General features: G+C 46.7%; 19 protein-coding genes. 11 read left to right on the top strand and 8 right to left on the bottom strand.

The window, feature by feature from the left end; all coding sequences use genetic code 11:
- Window positions 1-375: 375 nt before the first annotated feature.
- Complete coding sequence (locus QT996_RS14430) at window positions 376-1,122, top strand: hypothetical protein (RefSeq protein ID WP_333047304.1); 747 nt, start codon at window positions 376-378, stop codon at window positions 1,120-1,122.
- Window positions 1,123-1,214: 92 nt separating this feature from the next.
- Here the strand turns inward: QT996_RS14430 and QT996_RS14425 are convergent, their stop codons facing one another.
- Window positions 1,215-2,237: a tetratricopeptide repeat protein gene (locus QT996_RS14425; RefSeq protein ID WP_333047303.1), complete on the bottom strand. Its 1,023-nt coding sequence runs from the start codon at window positions 2,235-2,237 to the stop codon at window positions 1,215-1,217.
- 351 nt (window positions 2,238-2,588) lie between these two features.
- Window positions 2,589-2,951 (bottom strand): hypothetical protein, encoded by a 363-nt coding sequence (locus QT996_RS14420; protein WP_333047302.1) that lies wholly within the window; start codon window positions 2,949-2,951, stop codon window positions 2,589-2,591.
- 389 nt (window positions 2,952-3,340) lie between these two features.
- On the opposite strand from QT996_RS14420, the gene deoC reads away from it, so the two are divergent.
- From deoC to QT996_RS14400, 5 genes are all read left to right on the top strand, one after another.
- Window positions 3,341-4,018: a deoxyribose-phosphate aldolase gene (gene deoC / locus QT996_RS14415; RefSeq protein ID WP_333047301.1), complete on the top strand. Its 678-nt coding sequence runs from the start codon at window positions 3,341-3,343 to the stop codon at window positions 4,016-4,018.
- 173 nt (window positions 4,019-4,191) lie between these two features.
- Window positions 4,192-4,353 (top strand): four helix bundle protein, encoded by a 162-nt coding sequence (locus tag QT996_RS28660; RefSeq protein ID WP_333172342.1) that lies wholly within the window; start codon window positions 4,192-4,194, stop codon window positions 4,351-4,353.
- A 197-nt stretch (window positions 4,354-4,550) separates the two neighbouring features.
- A complete protein-coding gene (gene recO, locus QT996_RS14410; protein ID WP_333047300.1) occupies window positions 4,551-5,426 on the top strand; it encodes a DNA repair protein RecO in 876 nt (291 codons plus the stop codon).
- 231 nt (window positions 5,427-5,657) lie between these two features.
- Entirely contained in the window at window positions 5,658-7,220 is a 1,563-nt protein-coding gene (locus QT996_RS14405; RefSeq protein ID WP_333047299.1) for an MFS transporter, read from the top strand.
- 24 nt (window positions 7,221-7,244) lie between these two features.
- Window positions 7,245-8,471 carry a glycosyltransferase family 4 protein gene (locus QT996_RS14400; RefSeq protein WP_333047298.1) on the top strand — a complete coding sequence of 409 codons (1,227 nt, stop codon included), beginning with the start codon at window positions 7,245-7,247 and terminating at the stop codon, window positions 8,469-8,471.
- Window positions 8,472-8,607: 136 nt separating this feature from the next.
- Here the strand turns inward: QT996_RS14400 and QT996_RS14395 are convergent, their stop codons facing one another.
- Complete coding sequence (locus QT996_RS14395) at window positions 8,608-10,287, bottom strand: phosphatidylglycerol lysyltransferase domain-containing protein (protein WP_333047297.1); 1,680 nt, start codon at window positions 10,285-10,287, stop codon at window positions 8,608-8,610.
- An 11-nt stretch (window positions 10,288-10,298) separates the two neighbouring features.
- Window positions 10,299-11,219: an alpha/beta hydrolase-fold protein gene (locus tag QT996_RS14390; protein WP_333047296.1), complete on the bottom strand. Its 921-nt coding sequence runs from the start codon at window positions 11,217-11,219 to the stop codon at window positions 10,299-10,301.
- A gap of 178 nt (window positions 11,220-11,397) precedes the next feature.
- Between QT996_RS14390 and QT996_RS14385 the strand changes: the two genes are divergently transcribed.
- Both QT996_RS14385 and QT996_RS14380 read left to right on the top strand, forming a co-directional pair.
- Window positions 11,398-11,826 (top strand): NUDIX hydrolase, encoded by a 429-nt coding sequence (locus tag QT996_RS14385; RefSeq protein ID WP_333047295.1) that lies wholly within the window; start codon window positions 11,398-11,400, stop codon window positions 11,824-11,826.
- A gap of 115 nt (window positions 11,827-11,941) precedes the next feature.
- On the top strand, window positions 11,942-12,859 hold the full coding sequence (locus QT996_RS14380) for an NAD(P)H-dependent glycerol-3-phosphate dehydrogenase (RefSeq protein WP_333047294.1): 918 nt from the start codon (window positions 11,942-11,944) through the stop codon (window positions 12,857-12,859).
- Between the two features lie 268 nt (window positions 12,860-13,127).
- On the opposite strand, the gene QT996_RS14375 is transcribed toward QT996_RS14380, so the two are convergent.
- The 3 genes from QT996_RS14375 to QT996_RS14365 form a co-directional block, all read right to left on the bottom strand.
- Window positions 13,128-13,358, bottom strand: a complete 231-nt coding sequence (locus QT996_RS14375; RefSeq protein WP_333047293.1) for a hypothetical protein — start codon at window positions 13,356-13,358, stop codon at window positions 13,128-13,130.
- Between the two features lie 82 nt (window positions 13,359-13,440).
- Window positions 13,441-13,746 carry a small RNA NsiR4-regulated ssr1528 family protein gene (locus QT996_RS14370; protein WP_333047292.1) on the bottom strand — a complete coding sequence of 102 codons (306 nt, stop codon included), beginning with the start codon at window positions 13,744-13,746 and terminating at the stop codon, window positions 13,441-13,443.
- Window positions 13,747-13,828: 82 nt separating this feature from the next.
- A complete protein-coding gene (locus QT996_RS14365) occupies window positions 13,829-14,806 on the bottom strand; it encodes a threo-3-hydroxy-L-aspartate ammonia-lyase (protein ID WP_333047291.1) in 978 nt (325 codons plus the stop codon).
- 220 nt (window positions 14,807-15,026) lie between these two features.
- Between QT996_RS14365 and QT996_RS14360 the strand changes: the two genes are divergently transcribed.
- From QT996_RS14360 to phnE, 3 genes are all read left to right on the top strand, one after another.
- Window positions 15,027-16,001 (top strand): PhnD/SsuA/transferrin family substrate-binding protein, encoded by a 975-nt coding sequence (locus QT996_RS14360; protein ID WP_333047290.1) that lies wholly within the window; start codon window positions 15,027-15,029, stop codon window positions 15,999-16,001.
- Window positions 16,002-16,321: 320 nt separating this feature from the next.
- Entirely contained in the window at window positions 16,322-17,062 is a 741-nt protein-coding gene (locus tag QT996_RS14355; RefSeq protein WP_333047289.1) for a phosphonate ABC transporter ATP-binding protein, read from the top strand.
- Window positions 17,063-17,177: 115 nt separating this feature from the next.
- Window positions 17,178-17,972 carry a phosphonate ABC transporter, permease protein PhnE gene (gene phnE, locus QT996_RS14350; RefSeq protein WP_333047287.1) on the top strand — a complete coding sequence of 265 codons (795 nt, stop codon included), beginning with the start codon at window positions 17,178-17,180 and terminating at the stop codon, window positions 17,970-17,972.
- A 310-nt stretch (window positions 17,973-18,282) separates the two neighbouring features.
- On the opposite strand, the gene QT996_RS14345 is transcribed toward phnE, so the two are convergent.
- Window positions 18,283-18,957 (bottom strand): calcium-binding protein (locus QT996_RS14345; protein ID WP_333047285.1); only part of this gene is annotated, 675 nt, incomplete at its 5' end.

The following is an 18,957-nucleotide window of genomic DNA, read 5'->3' as shown; positions in this document are numbered from 1 at the left end:
GCTGTCACCCTGTGGGGGTGCTAGCAGTTTTCTAGTAGCAAGGCAGAGGCAGAATCCCCGACACGGCGTTTTTTGGGCGTAGACATTTTTTTAGCAAGATTCTCGGAAACAGCTTTAATTTTCCTCAACCCAATGACTAATATTCTCTGATGATATTATGCGTAGGTAGTATCATTGAAATGTCTCGAAAAACAGAGGCGACTACTTAGCGGCCGCACTGCCAATCTGCTACCATCAGGTTTTGTGCAACTACGGGATATTTATGTGTATCCTCTATACTGCTGTAGCCTCTGTGCGATCGCCAGATTTAATCCGGTGAAAACAGGCAAACACAAGTAACCATATACAATTCCTTACCCCCCTCGGAAGTGCGACATGAAAAAACTAATTTTACTGACTGGAATGCTACTCATGATGACGGCAAAATCAGTATTTGCCAGCCCAGTAGCCCCCAAAATTGCACCGAGCGAGCTGATGGCTGCCTCGGAAATTACACAAACCCTTAACAAACCCGTTACCTCTGAATCGGTTCCAAAGCTCGAACCCATTGAGCGAATGTCAAGTTCCGAAATTCGAGAAACCATAAACCAACCCACCACCTATATTTTTGAAGGCGTTAAAGGGCGGGAACTGACTCTCTCCCTGTGGGCGGGACAACTGACAGCCGAACTGTACAGTCCCAACGGTGAAAATATGGGGGTTATTGAAAAAACAGATAATCAGTGGATCGGCCAGTTGCCAGAGTCCGGCATCTACCGTGTGCGAGTTACCCCGAAAGGTGAAACCAGCAGCTTCGTACTCGGACGCGACTTTAACGCCAAGTGGACTTATAGGCCCGATCGCGCAATTCCCATAGCATTCAAGGAAACACAAGCCACAGTCAAACTCAAAATGTCCGGCTACCAAATCCAGCCCATCACGGTTCAAGGCAAGCAGGGGCAGACAATCAGGGTGACAGCTAGCAAAAAAAATCTAGATCTGGCGATCCAATCTCCGTCGGGATCACTCCTGGATCAAGGCGAAGGTCAAACTTTTGCTCAACTCCCCGAGTCCGGTATCTACCGGGTAATCGTAGTTGCCAAGAGGCCGGTCAAGTCCTCAATCCGAGTTTCTGTGCAATAGCAAAGATTGCACAAATACCCTTGAGGGCGATCGAATTTGCACCGCCCAAAAAAAACAGCTCGCCCCATTGGCGAGCTGTTTTTTGCGTAACATCAACCTTGGATCAGCGCTTCAAAACGTTCTTGTTTCCAAATGCAGCTTAAATCCGAGTCAGCTAAAGCTAGCTCTCGATATAAATTAGGGATAAACTCAACAGCCCGCTGCAAATTGTCAAGGGCCAAATCAGCAAACCCCAGTAGTGCATAACAGCAAGCTTTATTGTAAAAAGCATTAGCAAAATCAGGATTTATTTCTAAAACTGTTTCGTAGCAAGCAATCGCCTCAGAGTAGCAGCCTTTTCGCGCCAATTCCACACCCCGGTTGTACCAAATCAAATAATCTTCAAAGGGAAGCTCAGATGTGGGAGTAAACTTGCCATTTCTCTGATTTAAACCTACTAATTTCTCCAAAGCTACTCTCCGTACGCCCACAGCTTCGGCTCTGCCCGGTTTCAGAGCCATCGATCGGCTAAAACTAGCCACTGCTTGTTTGTAAAGTCCCATAGAGTTCGCAGCTATACCGCGATTGTACCAAGCCTTCGCGTCGTCAGGGTTAAACTCGATCGCCCGCTCAAAACTGTTGAGCGCCTGATAGTAAAGCTTGAGTTCCAACAAAGCATTACCTCGGTTGTACCACGCCCAAGCAGCCTCCGGGTACAAATTTAAAGAGCGATCAAAACTCAGAACCGCCTTCTCGTAAAGCCCCATATCGATCAGCGTCAGTCCCCGGTTGTGCCAAATACTCGCCGCGCACGGACTGAACTCCAGAGCCCGGTCAAAACTATTGAGAGCCTCCAACCACTGGCCCAACTTTCCTAAAGCAATAGCCCGGTTGTGCCAGCCAAAGCTCGCATTCGGCTCCACCGCCAAGGCCTCATCAAAACTCTTCAGCGCCTCTAAGTGCCGTTCTAATTTCCCCAGAGCCATACCTCGCCCGAACCAAGCCTTATAATGATCTGATTGCAACTTCAAAGCTCTGTTAAAGTTCGCCAGAGCACCATGATCATCGTTAGCTTCGAGGTGACGCGAACCGAGGTGGTAGTACCAAGCCGCTTCCAAGTTTTGAATTAAGTTCATAATATTTCGTATCTATCTTAAGGATGATTCTACATGAAACCATACCTGGAGTAAAACTGTAATTCCACTAAAAATCCGAAACTTTTGATACAGGGCGATCGCCCGTACATACGACCAGTAACAACCTCAACAATTTGCCGTCGAAACTAACTATTTTCCTCTGGTAAAAAGCTCTTTTAGCTAACCGCACTCATCGCTTATTGAAGCTGCTGCGAATATCAAATCAGCCTGAATGACGCCACTATTACCGCATCCCAAATTAGGTTTGCAGTTACACAAAGAGTGCTAGAGCGCCCAAAGTCCAACTGCAAATCTCATACTGCTAATAGCTCGAACTTCTGCTTGCCCAGTTCAAGCAACCACAACCGCTGTTTTAGCATTCTCACTCAACATCAACTGGCCTGTTCCATCAATACTAAAATCTTTCCCCAGCACAAAACCCTTGCCTATCAACCGCTGGCACACAACCAGCGCAGTAATCCGGCGAATTTCTTCCATCACGTCAGCAGGAATCAAATAACTCAAACTCCAGATCACGGACTCGCAGTCAGACCAAATCAAACGCTCCATACTGACAATCATCAAAGCAGCTAAACTGTCAACAGACAGCCGCCCTCTGAGATCCGCAATCAAATCTTTACCAATTAAACTATTGCGACTCATCATCGCTATAGCCATTTTCCCAATTTCTTGTTCGAGTTCTAAATGATTCATGCTTGGCACTGGCTTTTATGTTTTTAAAGCACTACTAAGAGTAAAAACAGTAGACGCTACCAGGCTCTGCCATAGCGTAGCTGACGCAGGCTCTACCGCAACTCTTGTTAACAAAGTATACCTAAAGAAAGATCCAAAATGTATCTTAAGGCAGATACCAAAATATTGTTTTTTTGAAATTAATTTGTTAACCACTTCCCACCAGAGTTTTTACCAGCACATCGAGTATTTGTACTCAGTCGGGGTCGGAGTAAAGTCAATCGATTGGAGAATTGGAGAAAGCGACCTCACGGATGAATTCAGAGGGGTTGTACCCGGGCTGCTTTCGGTGGAAGATTGGTAAATTCGCTACATAATAAGGAAGTAGTTACTTCGGAGAAAAAACAGCAATGGCTGCAAACCAGGCAGACATCGATATTGCCCCCTTGATCGACTACGGCCTGATCGACCCCACCGCTACGCCAGAGCAAGTAGAAAACTGTTGCCAACAAGCAGAGAGATTTGGCTTTGTCACAGTTTGCGTGTATCCCGCCTACGTCAGACAAGCAGTTGAGCTGCTGCACGGCAAACGTCCCAAAGTCTGTACAGTTATAGGTTTTCCCACCGGTGCTTCGACTTCAACGGTGAAAGTTTACGAAGCTCTAGAAGCAGCAGATAATGGAGCCGTAGAGTTAGATGTCTCCGTTAACTTAGGATTGTTGAAAGCTGGAAGAATCGACGAATTCCACCGGGAATTAGCCCAAATTTGCGAAGAAACCAATCTCACCATCAAAGCAATTATCGAAAGTTCTCTCCTTTCCGATGCCGAAAAACAATTAGCGGCTGAGATTTGTATGGAAGCAGGTGTGGCTTATATCAAAACCAACACGGGCTTTTTTGGCCCGGCGAAAGTTGACGATGTGCGACTGCTGAAGGAAGTTACGAAGGGACGGATTGGGATTAAAGCGGCCGGCGGAATTCGTACTCACGAACAAGCTCTAGATTTGGTAGTAGCTGGTGCTACTCGTTTGGGGACTTCTCGCGGCCCGGAATTACTCCGCCAGCGCGATAATTTAGACAATCGTTAACTGTTGACTGTTGACTGTTGACGGTTGACTGCTGACTGTTGACTGTTGACTTATATTCATTGGTCATTAATCAATTGTTGATAGTCAATGGTTTAAAGGAGTTAATATGGAGAAATTTTACCGGCTAGAAGTTTATAAATTAGCGAAAAAAGTTTCAAACAAAATATGGTTTATTGTTAAAGAATGGGACGAGTCTACGAAGGATACGAGGGATAAACAAATCGCGAGATTGGCTGATAGATAGTGTTGGTGCTAATATTTTTGAAGGACATGGACGCCATAGTTATCAAAATAATCAGCGTTTCGTAAAATTTGCCAGAGGTTCATTAAACTAAACAATACACTGGTTAAAAAGTGCCTGTGTTCACAATCTTTTAACTCAAGAACAGAGCGATGGATTGCATACGTTATTGAATGAACTTTCACCAAAACTTAATGCCTATCTTAACTCACTAAAACAAAAAGCTAAAGGTTAACAGCCAACAGCCAACAGTCAACAGTCAACAGCCAACAGTCAACAGTCAACTAACAAATGATTAGAACTTACAAAGCAACTGGAATCAATCTCAAGAGTGCGCCCATCGGCGAATCCGATCGAGTCCTGACAATTTTGACGCGGGAATTCGGCTTAATTCGAGCCGTAGCACCGGGTGTTCGGAAACAACGATCGACCATCGGCGGTAGAAGCGAATTATTTGTTGTCAACGAATTGCTAATTGCCAAAGGCCGATCGCTCGACAAAATTACCCAAGCCGACACCGTACAATCCCATCCGGGTTTGAGCCGCAACCTCGGGAAACTCTCCGCCGCGCAATATCTGGCCGAATTGGCGATCGCCAGCGCCCTTTCCGACGAGCCCCAAGAAGAACTCTTTTGGTTGCTGGGCGAACATTTGAGCCGTTTGGAGCGTTTGTCCGATCGCACAGAAATCCAATCCGCCGCCGTGCTTGTCGCCCACCTCAGCCACGGCATTTTTCACCTGCTAGCCTTAGCCGGCCTCGCGCCCCAAGTCCAAGTCTGCTGCGCCACCAGACACCCGCTGATCCCTAATTTCACCGATCCGAACTGGCAAACCGGGTTTAGTATACCCTCTGGGGGAACCTTCAGCTTGTCCGAACTAGCTAACTTAGAGGCAGAACTCTCTTCACAAATCGGTAGCTTGTACAAATCCGCCTCCCGTTCCCGCCAAATGGATAGCAGCAAACACTTGACAAACTTCGAGATTAATGCTAAGGAATTAGCAGCGCTGCAACAGTTGGCTAGTCCAGAATTAGGAGAGGGGATTGCCGATCAAACAACTTGGGTATCAGTAGAAAATATTTTGCGACAATATGCCCAGTATCATTTAGGTTGCACGATTAGATCGGGAAGCTCGATCGATACCTACTTAGAGAGTTTTGAGTTTTAAATTTTGAGTGTTGACTTAAAGAGGTGAAGGGGCGATCGTACATCGCACCCCCAGCCGGGGGGATACCCGAACCTGTCGGCAATTTCAAGTAAATTCTCAAGGTTGTTGCGACATCAGATAATAGATAGAGATAAATTTACGAGATTATTAATAAACTTAGGGGTTAACACCTCAATTTGAAATTCACATCCCCCCAACCTCCACCATCCCAGGCTATTCACCCTAAATCCTATGATGCGACTGTCTGATTCTGATTTGACAATATCTGTTTTAGCTGTTACCCACCACAAAATGGAAGAACGAGAAAATTTTCCCGATTTTCGCTCGGAACCCGCCTTGGCCGATCGACAATGGAGCAACGTCCCAGACCCAGAAATGGATAAATACCCCACAACTCCACAAACAGAGTCAAGCAACGGCAAAAGCCCACAACCCGAAGCAATTCCCCCGGTGCCAACAGCAGAAGTCTCCGAAGCAGTAGCCGAAATTCCCGAAAAAGAAACGGGATTTCTGCCAGTGCTCAAAAACCCAAATTTTCTAGCATTGTGGAGCGGGCAAGTTTTCTCCCAACTAGCAGATAAAGTTTATCTCGTACTGACGATCGCCCTCGTGGCCAGCCGCTTTCAAGCGCCAGATCAAACCATCAGCAGGTGGGTATCGGCAATCATGATCGCCTTTACCATTCCCGCAGTGCTGTTCGGGGCCGCCGCAGGCGTGTATGTCGATCGCTGGTCGAAAAAAGCAGTGCTCGTAGCCACAAACCTCCTGCGGGGAGGCTTTGTTTTAACATTGCCCGTACTGCTGTGGCTCTCTGACGGGTGGGAACTCGGTCAACTGCCGCTCGGATTCTGCTTGCTGCTGCTAGTAACCTTCCTAGTCTCGACCCTAACTCAATTTTTCGCCCCAGCAGAACAGTCAGTGATTCCCCTAATTGTGGAACGTCGCCACCTGCTATCGGCAAACTCCCTCTACACCACAACCATGATGGGGTCGGTGATTATTGGCTTTGCAGTCGGAGAACCCTTACTAGCTTTAGCGGACACCGTATTTTCCAACCTCGGTGGCGGACTCGGTATTGGCAAAGAATTAGTAGTAGGCGGAAGTTACGCCTTTGCCGGAGTGCTGTTGCTGTCGATGAAAACAGGCGAAAAAAACGATGCCGAACACGAAGCGCCACACCCCCTAGCAGATTTGCGAGATGGCCTGCGTTACATCAATGATCAACCGAAAGTCCGCAATGCTTTAATTCAACTAATTATTCTCTTTTCCATTTTTGCAGCCTTGGCAGTTCTAGCGGTGCGGCTGGCAGAAATCCTTCCCGGTATGAAAGCATCACAATTTGGCTTTTTGCTGGCGGCGGTGGGCGTTGGCATGGCTGGTGGGGCGGCGACAGTCGGTTATCTCGGTCATAAATTTTCTCACTCCCAACTGAGTTTAATCGGATCAATCGGCATGGCACTTGCTTTGATGGGCCTTTCTGCATTTACACACCATTTGTGGCTATCGGTGCTGTTCATTACCCTGTTGGGTTTATTTGCCTCATTGGTGGGAGTGCCGATGCAGACTACAATTCAAGCAGAAACTCCAGAAGAAATGCGGGGAAAAGTCTTCGGGCTGCAAAACAATGCCACTAATATCGCTTTGAGTTTACCGTTGGCTTTGGCCGGGGTAGCGGAAACATTTCTGGGTTTGCCGACAGTATTTTTGGGTTTAGCAGGATTAGCGATGGCTGGGGGTGTCTTAACCTGGTATATTTTCCGTAGCAGTAATAGCAAAGTCGATCGACTCCCATAAAATAACAAACTCTGATTTACTGGAATGCACATCGCTTGGCTAGGAAAAAAATCACCTTTTTGCGGTAACGTCACTTACTCCAGGGAAGTCACCAACGCACTATTAGACCGGGGATACCAGGTTAGTTTCCTGCACTTTGCCCAAGAAGCTGGCCCACTGGACAGGGACAATACGGCGTGGAGCATGGCAAATGGTTTATGGGGAAAGGGAATTGCTCAAACCTCATATACCAATTCGCTCTCGCCCGCGAGTTGCAACGAAGTCTCTTTACCCTGTCACTACAAATCGCAAATTTATACGATTCCCACTCTCAAGTCCCGCACAGTGCTGATGAAATCTCTGCGGCGGCTCAAACCCGATGTTGTTCACGCTTCCCTGACGCTTTCGCCTCTAGACTTTCTGCTACCGGAAATTTGCCAAGAATTGAATTTGCCTCTGGTGGCAACTTTTCACCCGCCGTTCGATCGCAAATTGCGGAATTTGACATCGGGAACCCAACACCTGATGTATCAACTTTACGCTCCGTTTTTGGCTAACTACGACTCAACGATCGTTTTTTCTCAGATTCAGCGGGATATATTGGTCAAGTTGGGAGTGCCACAGGAACGGGTGGCTGTGATTCCCAACGGCGTGGATGCTATTAAATATTCTCCAGGGCCTTCGGGGTTGAAGTCGGAATTAAAGGCAGATCGAATTTTTGTTTACCAAGGCCGCATTGCCCAGGAGAAAAATGTCGAGGCCCTGCTCAAGGCATGGAAACAGTGCAATTTTGGCCGAGGCAACGTGTTGGCGATCGTAGGTGACGGGCCCCTAGCCACCTCGCTGCAACTGTTTTACGGCGAAGATGATGGCATTGTGTGGCTCGGATTTGTTGCCGAGGAGGAACGCCGGATCGAAATTCTGCGGGGTGCAGACGTATTTATTTTGCCTTCTTTGGTGGAGGGACTTTCGCTGTCGCTGCTAGAAGCGATGGCCTGCGGTTTAGCTTGTTTAGCAACCGATGCTGGTGCTGACGGCGAGGCATTGGAGGAAGGCGCGGGGATAGTTTTGAACACTCAGCGGGTACGGAGTCAGTTACAAACCTTGCTGCCGCTGTTTTGCGATCATCCTGAGTTGGGAATGCTCCTTGGTCAAAAAGCACGCCAACGGGCGATGGAGCGATACACTCTCAGTCAGAATATTACTGAGTTGGAAAAGCTTTATGCAGAGGTTTTGCAAAAGCAGCGCGTACTAATTCGCGGTTTAGCATGAATGTTGGTCGTTCCCCGGCTCTGCCTCCTCCGATTCCCAAAAGAGGCTCTTCCCTCTGGGTATCTGTTCCCAGGAAGAGCCGGGAAGTTGATCCATCCGTTACATCCGAAGAAAGCGAATTCGTGGCCGAACGTTTCTACCCTCCCGGGCGCAAATAATCCAAAAGTCGATCGCCCGAATCGGCCCGAATCAAAGCAACCACAACATCCGGCAAACTCCCCAAACTCGGATATACAAAATAACGCGGTTCCCACTGCGGCCCAAACTTATCTTTAAAACTGTGCAGTCCCTTAAAATTATAAAACTTGCTCAAGTGAGCCGAAAGATAAATTAAAACCTTTTCCAACCGCCCGCCTTTCTCAGCTTCTCCAACTCCCGCCAATGCCGACAAACCCAAATCAAATTCTTCATATCCCAATTCTTGACAATGCTGCAACATCGAAGCAAACAAACACTCCATCGTGCCATTTTCCACCTCAGTCCGGCGTCGCATTAAATCAACTCCCACTACTTGATTGGCCGCCGATATCATATTAGCAAAAGCACTAATTCTACCGTCTGGAGTGTGGATCGCTACGGCGCGAGTTTCCCGCAAATATGCCTCGTCAAACCAACCCACCGAAAACTTTTTTTCCGCACCCTGAACCATTTGCAGCCACTCATCGCTCACGAGTTTCATTTGCCGCATCAATTCGGAACTTAAAGGAGGTTCGTAAAATTCGATTTGATAACCTGCTTTTGTAAGTCTGTTGATAGCAGTTCTCAAGTTTTGATTGCTCTTGCCTTTGAGAGTAAAATTTTTGAGATTAACAATAGCTTCTTCGCCAATTTGCACCACTCGAAAACCGAGAGTAGAATACATTTCTAGCTCGTCGGGCAAAGTTTGATAAAATGCTGGATACCAATCATTGCGATCGCAAAATTCCTGAAACCCTAGAATTGCTTCTTTACGGTCTTCTGCAGGCCCGATGGGGTCTCCCAAAGCAATCGCACCTCTACCTTTCGGCACATAGGCGATCGTACTTTTTCCCGAAGGACTAAAATAATAAGATTTATCCGGAAGCAACGCCAGTCTCCCTAGGGTTGTCCGCCCGTATTTTGCTACAACTTCTTGAGCTTTATTCCGTTCCGAAATACTTGCCGAATTTCGCAGCAGCACCGGCCGCAGCAGCATCAAAAGTGCGTAACTAAGCGTTACCGTACCTACAGCATAAATCGAATCCGCAAAAAAGTTCGCAAACCGAGTTTTCGGAACCAACCCGGCATTGTCCGCCGTAAAAAACATTGCAAAAGTCTGGAATATAGCATCATCCCAATCGAAATTAACCGCTCGTTCGTTAACTTCAAAACGCCCGTCCAGAATGTAAAAACCTGCCGTCCCGTAAGCCAGCGTAAACAGCAAAGCCCCTAGCAAAACCCGGATTCCTTGAGCAATTGAAGGGCGATCGGATTTAGCAGTAAAGGTCTTCCGCATCACCAACAAGTGAAACAGCAGCACCGCAGAAAGCAAACTTTCTTCAACATCCAACCCCTTGACTAAATGAATTACAATAGAAACGATTAACAATCCCACCGTCACCAACCAAGCAATCCGCTTGCGCCGCAACAAATTAGTTGCCAGAGTTAGCAGCATAAATCCGATAACTGCTGCAAAAAAATGCCCGCCCGCACGCACCGGAAAAGGAAAAAACGGTTCCAACCAATTTCGGCGATCGGGTAAACTGGGAGTTACAGAAGACAGCAGGTTAATAACTCCTACCAATCCGGTTAAAAATGATGCAGTCCAGAGTCCAATCCTAGTTTTTTGGGGTAACACTGTTGACCTTTCTAATTTTTCTGTGTTGCCAGTGATATTTTAAACTGTTTTCCAACATAACTCAAAGAATCGGCTAAATGCTTGTGCCAATAATTCCAACCGACATCGGGGCCGACAATCCCGTGTCCTCCCGGAAATTTGTTAAACTCGTTAGCAATACTCAAACTGTTTAATTGCTCGTGAAACTGTTGAGTTGAAGCCAGAAATTTTTCGTCTTCTTCCCCCGCATCCAAATAAGCACGCAACTGCTGTTTATCTTTAACAGGAAGTTTTTCCACCAAATATTTAGGACTGTTAGCGTTGCCACTTTGATCTGTAAAATAACCGCTGTGGCTGAACAGAATATTAAAATTATTCAAGTAGCGCAAACCGATATTAAAAGCTCCCCAGCCCCCTGAAGATTGTCCTCCCATTGCCCAGAGTTTGGGGTCCTCCAGCGTTCTGTAGCGCGATTTTACGATTGCGACTAACTCGGAGCCGATCGCACTTCCAACCTTACCGTTCGGCCCGTCAAAATACTGCGGATCCCACAAAGGACTCGTACCTCGCTTGTCGTTCCCGTCAGGAGTAATTACAATTGATGGCGGCAATCTTTTGCTTTTATATAAATCGTGAAGCACAGAAGTAACAGCAGCTTTGTCTTGATAAGCGCGCGCGTCTCCGTGCCCGCCGTGCAGCAAAAAAATCACTGGATAGCGCTGTTTGGGATTGTTTGCGTACCCAGGCGGCAAAATTAAGCCGTAGGTGCGTTCTGAATTCATCGCTGCACTTTGATATGTTTTTAGTTCAAATTTTAAATCGGCATCGGCTATGATTTTGGGAGGGTCTAACTGAGGTGCTCCGGCAATAAAGACGTACCAGTATCCAGTCCCACCTAGTAGGAAGATAGTACCTGCACCGATACATAAAACTTTTCCCAGCCACTTAGGCATAGTTTCAATCTCTTTTTTTGGTCTGCGATCGCAATCCGTACATTATATGCAAGTATATTGTAGAACTGTAGGTGAGGTCGATCGCACATTTTGCAGCTAAACTGCAACCGGCTCGGGGCCCGTTCCACAGTTAAACTGCAACGATGCTAAATCCTTCAATTCTTTAATCTAAAATGGTATGACTTATCGAAATCCCGCTCCTACAGTTGATATTATCATCGAATTAGCCGATCGCCCCCATCGGCCGATCATACTCATCGAACGCCGCAATATTCCCTACGGCTGGGCAATTCCCGGCGGTTTTGTAGATTACGGGGAAGCGGTAGAAACGGCGGCAAAACGGGAAGCTTTAGAAGAAACAAGCTTGAATGTAGAATTAATTGAGCAATTTTACGTTTATTCCGACCCAAATCGCGACGCCCGCGAACACACGATCAGTATTGTATTTTTGGCTTCCGCAATCGGCGAACCTCAAGCCGCCGATGATGCTAAAAATTTACAGATTTTTGAATCTTGGCAGATTCCCCATCAATTATGTTTCGATCACGATCGCATTTTGCGCGATTATTGGCGTTACCGTCATTATGGATTGCGTCCGCGTTTGTAGGGTGAGGATTTGTTAACCGCAGATGTACGCGGATTAACGCAGATTAATTGCTATGATTTATCTGCGTTAATTTGCGTGCATCTGTGGTTAAATTCATTAAACTAAACTAAATTCTATGCCAAACTTGACAATATTAGGCGGAGGTGCTTGGGGTTCGGCACTAGCAAATCTGGGAGGCAAAAAAGGCGCTCAAGTTAATTTGTGGTCGCGCAGCAGTTCTTTTAATCTAGAATCAGTTATAACAGGTGCGGATGTTGTTGTTTCGGCAGTGTCGATGAAAGGGGTGGGCGCAACAGTCGATCGACTTTTGGCTTTAGAGTTAAGTCCCAGTACAATTATAGTTACTGTCACCAAAGGTTTAGACCCCGCGAGTACGCGCACTCCGTCTCAAATTTGGCAAAATGCTTTTCCTAACAATTCAATTGTGGTACTTTCGGGCCCTAATCTTTCGGAAGAAGTTCAGCAGGGCTTGCCGGCTGCAACGGTAGCGGCGAGTTCGGATTTAGCAGCGGCCAAGCAAGTGCAAAATATTTACAGTTCCGATATTTTTAGAGTTTATGTGAATGAAGACCCGCTGGGGACTGAGTTAGGTGGAACTTTGAAAAATGTATTTGCGATCGCCGCTGGTGTTTGCGACGGTTTACAATTAGGAACTAATGCGAAATCTGCTTTACTAACTCGCGCTTTGCCGGAAATGATTCGGGTGGGAGTTCGTTTGGGAGCTCGCGCAGAAACTTTTTACGGTTTGTCTGGTTTAGGAGATTTGCTTGCTACTTGCAACAGCCCTTTATCGCGCAATTATCGGGTTGGTTTCGGATTAGCTAAAGGCAAATCATTAGAGCAAATTTTGGAGGAATTGCAGAGCACGGCTGAGGGGGTCAATACTACTAATGTTTTGATTAATTTGGCTAATCAACGCGGCATTGAAGTGCCTGTTTCTCGTCAAGTTTATCGCTTATTAAATAGTGAAATTACTCCTGAACAAGCTGTTTTATCGCTGATGGAACGAGCTTTGAAACCGGAGATTTTATAACCTGTACCACTAGATAGGTAAGGACTTAAGCAAAGCCTAAGTCCCTAGCCGTCGCTGAAGTTTCAAGAAGTGGTGTCACGAGTTGCTAGTTATGAATTAAGAGTTCTAAGCGACATTGGTTGAGCGGTCAGATTGATGTTTTGAGCGCTCGGTAGAGAAAGAGTTTAAGGAATTGAAGATGAGTTATGAATCCAAAACTCTTTAACTCATAGCTGCTACTTAACTCCTAACTCATAACTCATAACTTGCAGAGCGAGTTGCACCAGCTTTACATCTTGCCTTGCTGCATTACCTGTTGAAGGTGCTGCCGAATTTCCTGCGCGTGATCCATGTCAGCTTGCTGCAATTTTTGAAACAGTTCAGCACAAGGCTGAGAACCCATTTCCTGAGCATCTTTCATGTAAGTTTCGTAGGCTTTCAAAGCTTCGGACTTGTTTTGCAAAACTGTTAACAAATCGTACTCGAGGTTGCTGATGACTGTACTACCGTTAGTGTTCATAAACTGACCTTCTGCTAGGATTTGTTCCAAGTTTGACCGATCCAGTGATGACTGTTCATCTGTCTAGAAGGGTAGATAATTTTTACTTTCCGCCGTAATAAAACGCAACTTCTTTATCTTTCAGCGGTGCGAAGTCAGCAGCAACTAGCATTTTATCGAGCTCGTTTTGAGGCAGATGTTTGACACCGATTCGGACAATGCGCGATCGCATTGTATTTGACACGCCACTGCGCTGTCTGCCGGCTTCTAATCTCATCACTTGCTTGTAGAGGTCTAATTTTGCTTGCGGAATCGGAGTACCGTCAAAGTCGATTCCAGAGGCGATCGCAACATCGATCGCATCTGCACCAGTTGTAGATTGAGCCGCTGAGTTTGTTTCTGAAGACATTGTGCTGTGTTATCAAAGTTTGCTCTGCAAGCATTTTATCAGAGAATCTGCTACATAAATTATTCAATCTAAAATCTAAAATCTAAAATCTATTGACTTCCCTCAAATCCACATTTCCCCCACTGACAATCACGCCAATCCTCGCATTTTCAGCCTGCACAACTCCATCGAACAAAGCCGCCGCCGCTAACACTCCCGTCGGTTCCACAACTATCTTCAGGCGTTCCCACATAAAAAACATTGTCTGGCGAATTGCGTCTTCGGAAACTGTTGCCATATCGTCCACATAATGCAGCACCAAAGGAAAGGTTAATTTCCCCAAAGATGGCGTGCGCGCACCATCAGCAATCGTATCCGGGTTAGTAACAGTTTGCAGCGTTTTCGTGCGGAACGATCGCGCCGCATCGTCTGCTTGCTCGGGTTCTACTCCTATTACTTTACACTGCGGAGACAAAGTTTTTGCTGCGATCGCACACCCGGACAGCAAACCCCCGCCGCCGCAGCAAACCAGCAGCAAATCCAACTCCCCAACTTCTGCGATTAATTCCATCGCCGCCGTACCTTGTCCCGCAATCACCCACGCGTCATCGTAAGGAGGAATAATTGTCAAGTGCCGTTCTGCGGCAATTTTAGCCGCTAACTCTTCGCGGGAAACTTGAGTGCGATCGTACAAAATAATCTCTGCACCGTAGCCGCGAGTCGCCTCTTGCTTGACTTTTGGCGCATCTGCCGGCATGACAACAGTAGCAGGAATTTCTAGCAACCGTGCCGCAAGGGCGATCGCCTGCGCGTGATTTCCCGAAGAAAAAGTCAGCACTCCCCGCTGTTTTTCGGCTTCAGATAGCTGCATTAAAGCATTGCAAGCACCCCGAAATTTAAACGAACCCGTGCGCTGAAAGTTCTCGCACTTGAAAAACACCTGAGAATTTGTGCGTTTGTTGAAAGTTTCCGAAGTCAGCACAGGCGTCTTGAAAGCTTTGCCCTGCAAGCGCTTTGCCGCCGCCTCCACATCGACAAAACTGACTGACAAGGGATTTTGGGCACAGAAGTGGGCACTCATAGATTTTAGATTTGGGCGATCGAGGACTCTATTTGTAGGGTGGGCATTGCCCGCTTCACTCCTACCGTGAAATTATAAGTTTTGATTATAGACTTATTAAAAATTTTTATCATTAGCTGTTGCGATTAATTGTTCAAAAAGCTTTACACTAAACTCACAATTATTGCAATTTACTGTCAAAAGGTAAAGTTGCGTTTGTACTGCCATAGGAGAGCGATTAATGAATACAAAGTTAAAAGTGCTAGCAGGTGCTAGCGCAGGATTGTTGCTGCTAGGGGGTTTGACGGCGAATGCAGTTGGACTGGGACAGCGGGCGATCGCCCAAACAACACCAAAGGGCGATCGAGATTTAAGAGCACAAGCTCCTATAAATCGCATTAGAATCGTCTTTGCTAATCGCAGAGATGCTACAGATTTGCAAAATAAAGCCACTCAAGTAGGGCAAATACTTTCCAAAGAAATGGGAATGCCCGTAGAAGCAGTCATCGGCGACGAAACCGCCGCTGTAGAAGCTTTGAGAGCCGACAGAGCAGATGTGGCATTCGTAGCAGGCCGCGCGGCATTAAAAGCAGAACAATTAGCTAAAGCGCAGATGTATTTAGCAGAAGTTCGCAGCGATTATTCCGGCGGAAATACCTATGATTCAGTGTTTGTAGTGCGCCAAGACAGTCCTTTGCGTCCGAAAGGTTCGGCAAAGCAAACTCTCGAACAATTGAAAGGCAAAAAAATGGCTTTTACCTCTCGAACTTCCGGTTCGGGCTTTATTTTCCCAGTCGGGGAATTGGTAGGCCAAGGATTAGTTTCAGGGCCGGATAGACTGGAAAGTTTCTTCGGAAATGTCACCTACGGCGACGGTTACAGCAGCGCTTTGCAAGCAGTGTTAAAAGGTCAAGCAGAAGTCGCAGCCGTCTCGGAATACGCTTTGCTACCGCCTTGGATCACAGCAGCAGAAGGCAAGCAGTTGCGAGTGCTGCAACAAGTTTCCGGAGTTCCCGCCCACGGAATTGTGATTGACGATCGCATTCCTGCACCTATGCGAGAAAAGGTTATTAATGCCTTCATGAAAATGAACGAACCTGCAAACAATCAATTGTTCCGCAGTTTGTACAATTCCCAGCGCTTGGTAAAAGTCGATCATACCAGCCATTTAGCAACGTTGCGTCAAGCTTTGCAGCGCGCCAAATTAGAGCCGTAATCTAATACTAATTCTGAAAAGTAGCACCTAAAATTCCTAGGGACACGGCAATGCCCATTGGTGTCAACTTAACATCAAACCCAGTCAGAGACTGCTGTTTGACTATTAAATCTAGATCCCCCCTAGCCCCCCTTAAGAAGGGGGGGACAAGAACTGACTCAAAGTCCCCCTTCTTAAGGGGGATTTAGGGGGATCTAGACTGCGGTAAAAACGAGATTTATCAAAGGTTTTAGTCTTAATTTGACACCTATGGGCACGGCGCCGTGTCCCTACCGTTGGTGCATTAAATTAATTACCAAATTTGTTAATAAATATCTGCCATGACTATTGAATGCAGCCAATTACAAACAGCTTATTCACCATCGCTAAATCGCCCGATATTGAACGGGATTAATTGCCAAATTAAACAAGGCGAATTTGTGGCGCTGCTAGGTTTGAACGGTGCGGGAAAATCCACGCTGTTGCGTTCTTTTGTCGGGTTAGTTCCCGTCCAAACCGGAGAAATTCGGATTAACGATACAGTCATAAATCCGCGCACGCTGAGGCGAATTCGGCGCGATATCGGCTTGATTTTTCAAGGTGGCGGATTGGTAAAACAGTCCACGGCGATCGACAATGTGCTGTGTGGTTGCTTGGGAAGTTTAAATACTTGGGAGACACTGTGGGGTTTTCCGAAGCAAAAGCGCGATCGAGCTTTTGACTTACTAGCAAACTTCGGACTTAAAGACCTAGCATATCAAAAAACCGGACAACTCAGCGGCGGACAGCAGCAAAAAGTCGCCATCGCCCGCGCCTTAATTCAATCTCCACAGATTTTACTAGCTGACGAACCTACCAGCGGATTAGATGTCATTGCAGCCCAACAAGTAATGGAAATCCTCGCTCAACTGCACCGAGAACAACGAATGACAATAGTTGTAGTATTGCACGACTTGGGAATGGCCACCACTTATCCAGAAAGGGCGATCATCCTTGATGCCGGTCAGATAGTCTATGATGGCAAATGCCACAACCTCTCCGACAAATTTAGCAAATTAACACATCCGAAAATAGCAGTGTGAACTCCTCTCTTCTCCACTCTTCCTCTGTGCCCTCTGCGCCCTCGGCGGTTCATTAAAAAAAAGCCCCTTCACAAAACAAAAAAATAGCTGTACATAAATCTCAAAACACACGCAAATGAGCGAACAAAAATCAAGTAATTTCTCAAAAAATTATGGCTGGATCAAGAACCTTGGTATTGCAGCAGGGTTAATTGTAATTTACGGTTGGGCGCTGCGGGGACTAGAAATTGATGCAGCAACCCTAGCCAGCAGTTGGCCTTACATGATTGATTTTATTTCGCGCTTGTGGCCGCCGAACCTCGAAATTATAGACGTAGCAATTAAGGCTTTAATCGAAACAGTTCAAATGTCACTTTGGGGAACCACAATTGGGGCAGTTATTTCCGTGCCAGTTGCTATTTGCAGCGCCCACAACATAGCACCAACGTGGCTGCAATGGCTGGCTAATTTATTGCAAAATGCGGTGCGTTCTGTTCCTTCAATTGTGCTGGGGTTGCTGTTTGTAGCGGCTACTGGTTTGGGCGCGCCGGCGGGTACTTTGGCCCTGGGAATTTATACGATCGGCTATCTTGCTAAATTTTATCAGGAGGCGATCGAATCGGTAGAAGCGCGATCGATCGAATCCTTGCAAGTGGCAGGTGCATCTTGGCTGCAAGTTGCACAATACGGCATTTTTCCGCAAGTATTACCCCTAGGATTGGGTTATACGCTGTGGATGTTTGAGTATAACATCCGGGCGGCTTCGGTTTTGGGAGTAGTCGGCGCTGGCGGAATTGGCTTTGAATTGGTCAATTATATCAGGTCTTTTGAATACAATAAGGCAACAACAATGATGTTAGTGCTGTTAGTAGTAGTCACGGTGATTGATGTTATTAGCAGCAAATGGCGGCAGCGACTAGAAGCAAAGTAAGCAAATGGTGGCAGAAGACCGGGCGGTTAAAACCGCTTCTATACAGACAAAACCCGCCTGCGCGGGTTGAAGAGTCGATCGCCCGCTACAACTGTACCCGCATATCCTTCTGTAGGGAAACGGCAGTGCCCTGTCTTTATCCTTACCCTACCCGAATATCAGTGTTTTATTGTTTAACAATTACCAAAAAAAGGACACAGCTACACAAAAAAGGACACAGCATTGCTGTGTCCTTACCTGTTTATTGTAGGAACACGGCTTGCCGTGTCCCTAACCGTACCGCCGATATCCCGATTAGGATTCTTGCCGTTTAGAACAAGAACAATTCAGTATTACCGGTCGGTCCCAAATTGACATCGACAGTGGCAAACAAACTGTTACCACCAACCGTAGAACCGTTGCTATCGTAATACAGCTTAGTAGACGCAGACAAACCGTCGTAGATAGCCATGATGGACGGCCCAGTTAAAGTTGCTTCAAACACAGTTACATCAGACACTGTGCTGCTGTAAGCGTAGAAACTCGAACCCAAAGGCCCAGATCCGGTTGTAAAGGCTGCAAAACCAGTTTTGTCGAGGTTAATTACATCATCAGTAATGCTGTAATTGGTAATTACATCTCCGCCGCCAGCAGTAGTTCCGCTGAACACAAACACATCCAAACCAGCACCGCCGTTGAGAACATTGGTTCCCCCACCACCGATTAAAGTGTCATTACCGATGCCGCCGTTGAGAGTATCGCTACCGCCACCGCCGAAGAGGCTGTCATTACCATCGTCGCCGGAAATGCTGTCGTTACCCAAACCGCCGTCGAAAATGTCGGCACCAGAACCGCCGCTGAAGATGTCAGCAAACTCAGTACCAGTGACGCTGTTAGCAGTCGCATCTCCGGTAAACAAGACAGGAGTGGTGAAGTTGTAACCGCCAGCACCTGAACCGAAATTGTTAAAGGCGACGGGGAAAGTGTTCCCAGCAGCAGTTAAATC

The sequence above is a fragment of the Microcoleus sp. S13C4 genome, from assembly GCF_036700865.1.
Taxonomy (GTDB): domain Bacteria; phylum Cyanobacteriota; class Cyanobacteriia; order Cyanobacteriales; family Microcoleaceae; genus Microcoleus.
The sequence above is the reverse complement of the archived record's forward strand: the minus strand, read 5'-3'. Positions and strand labels throughout refer to the sequence as shown.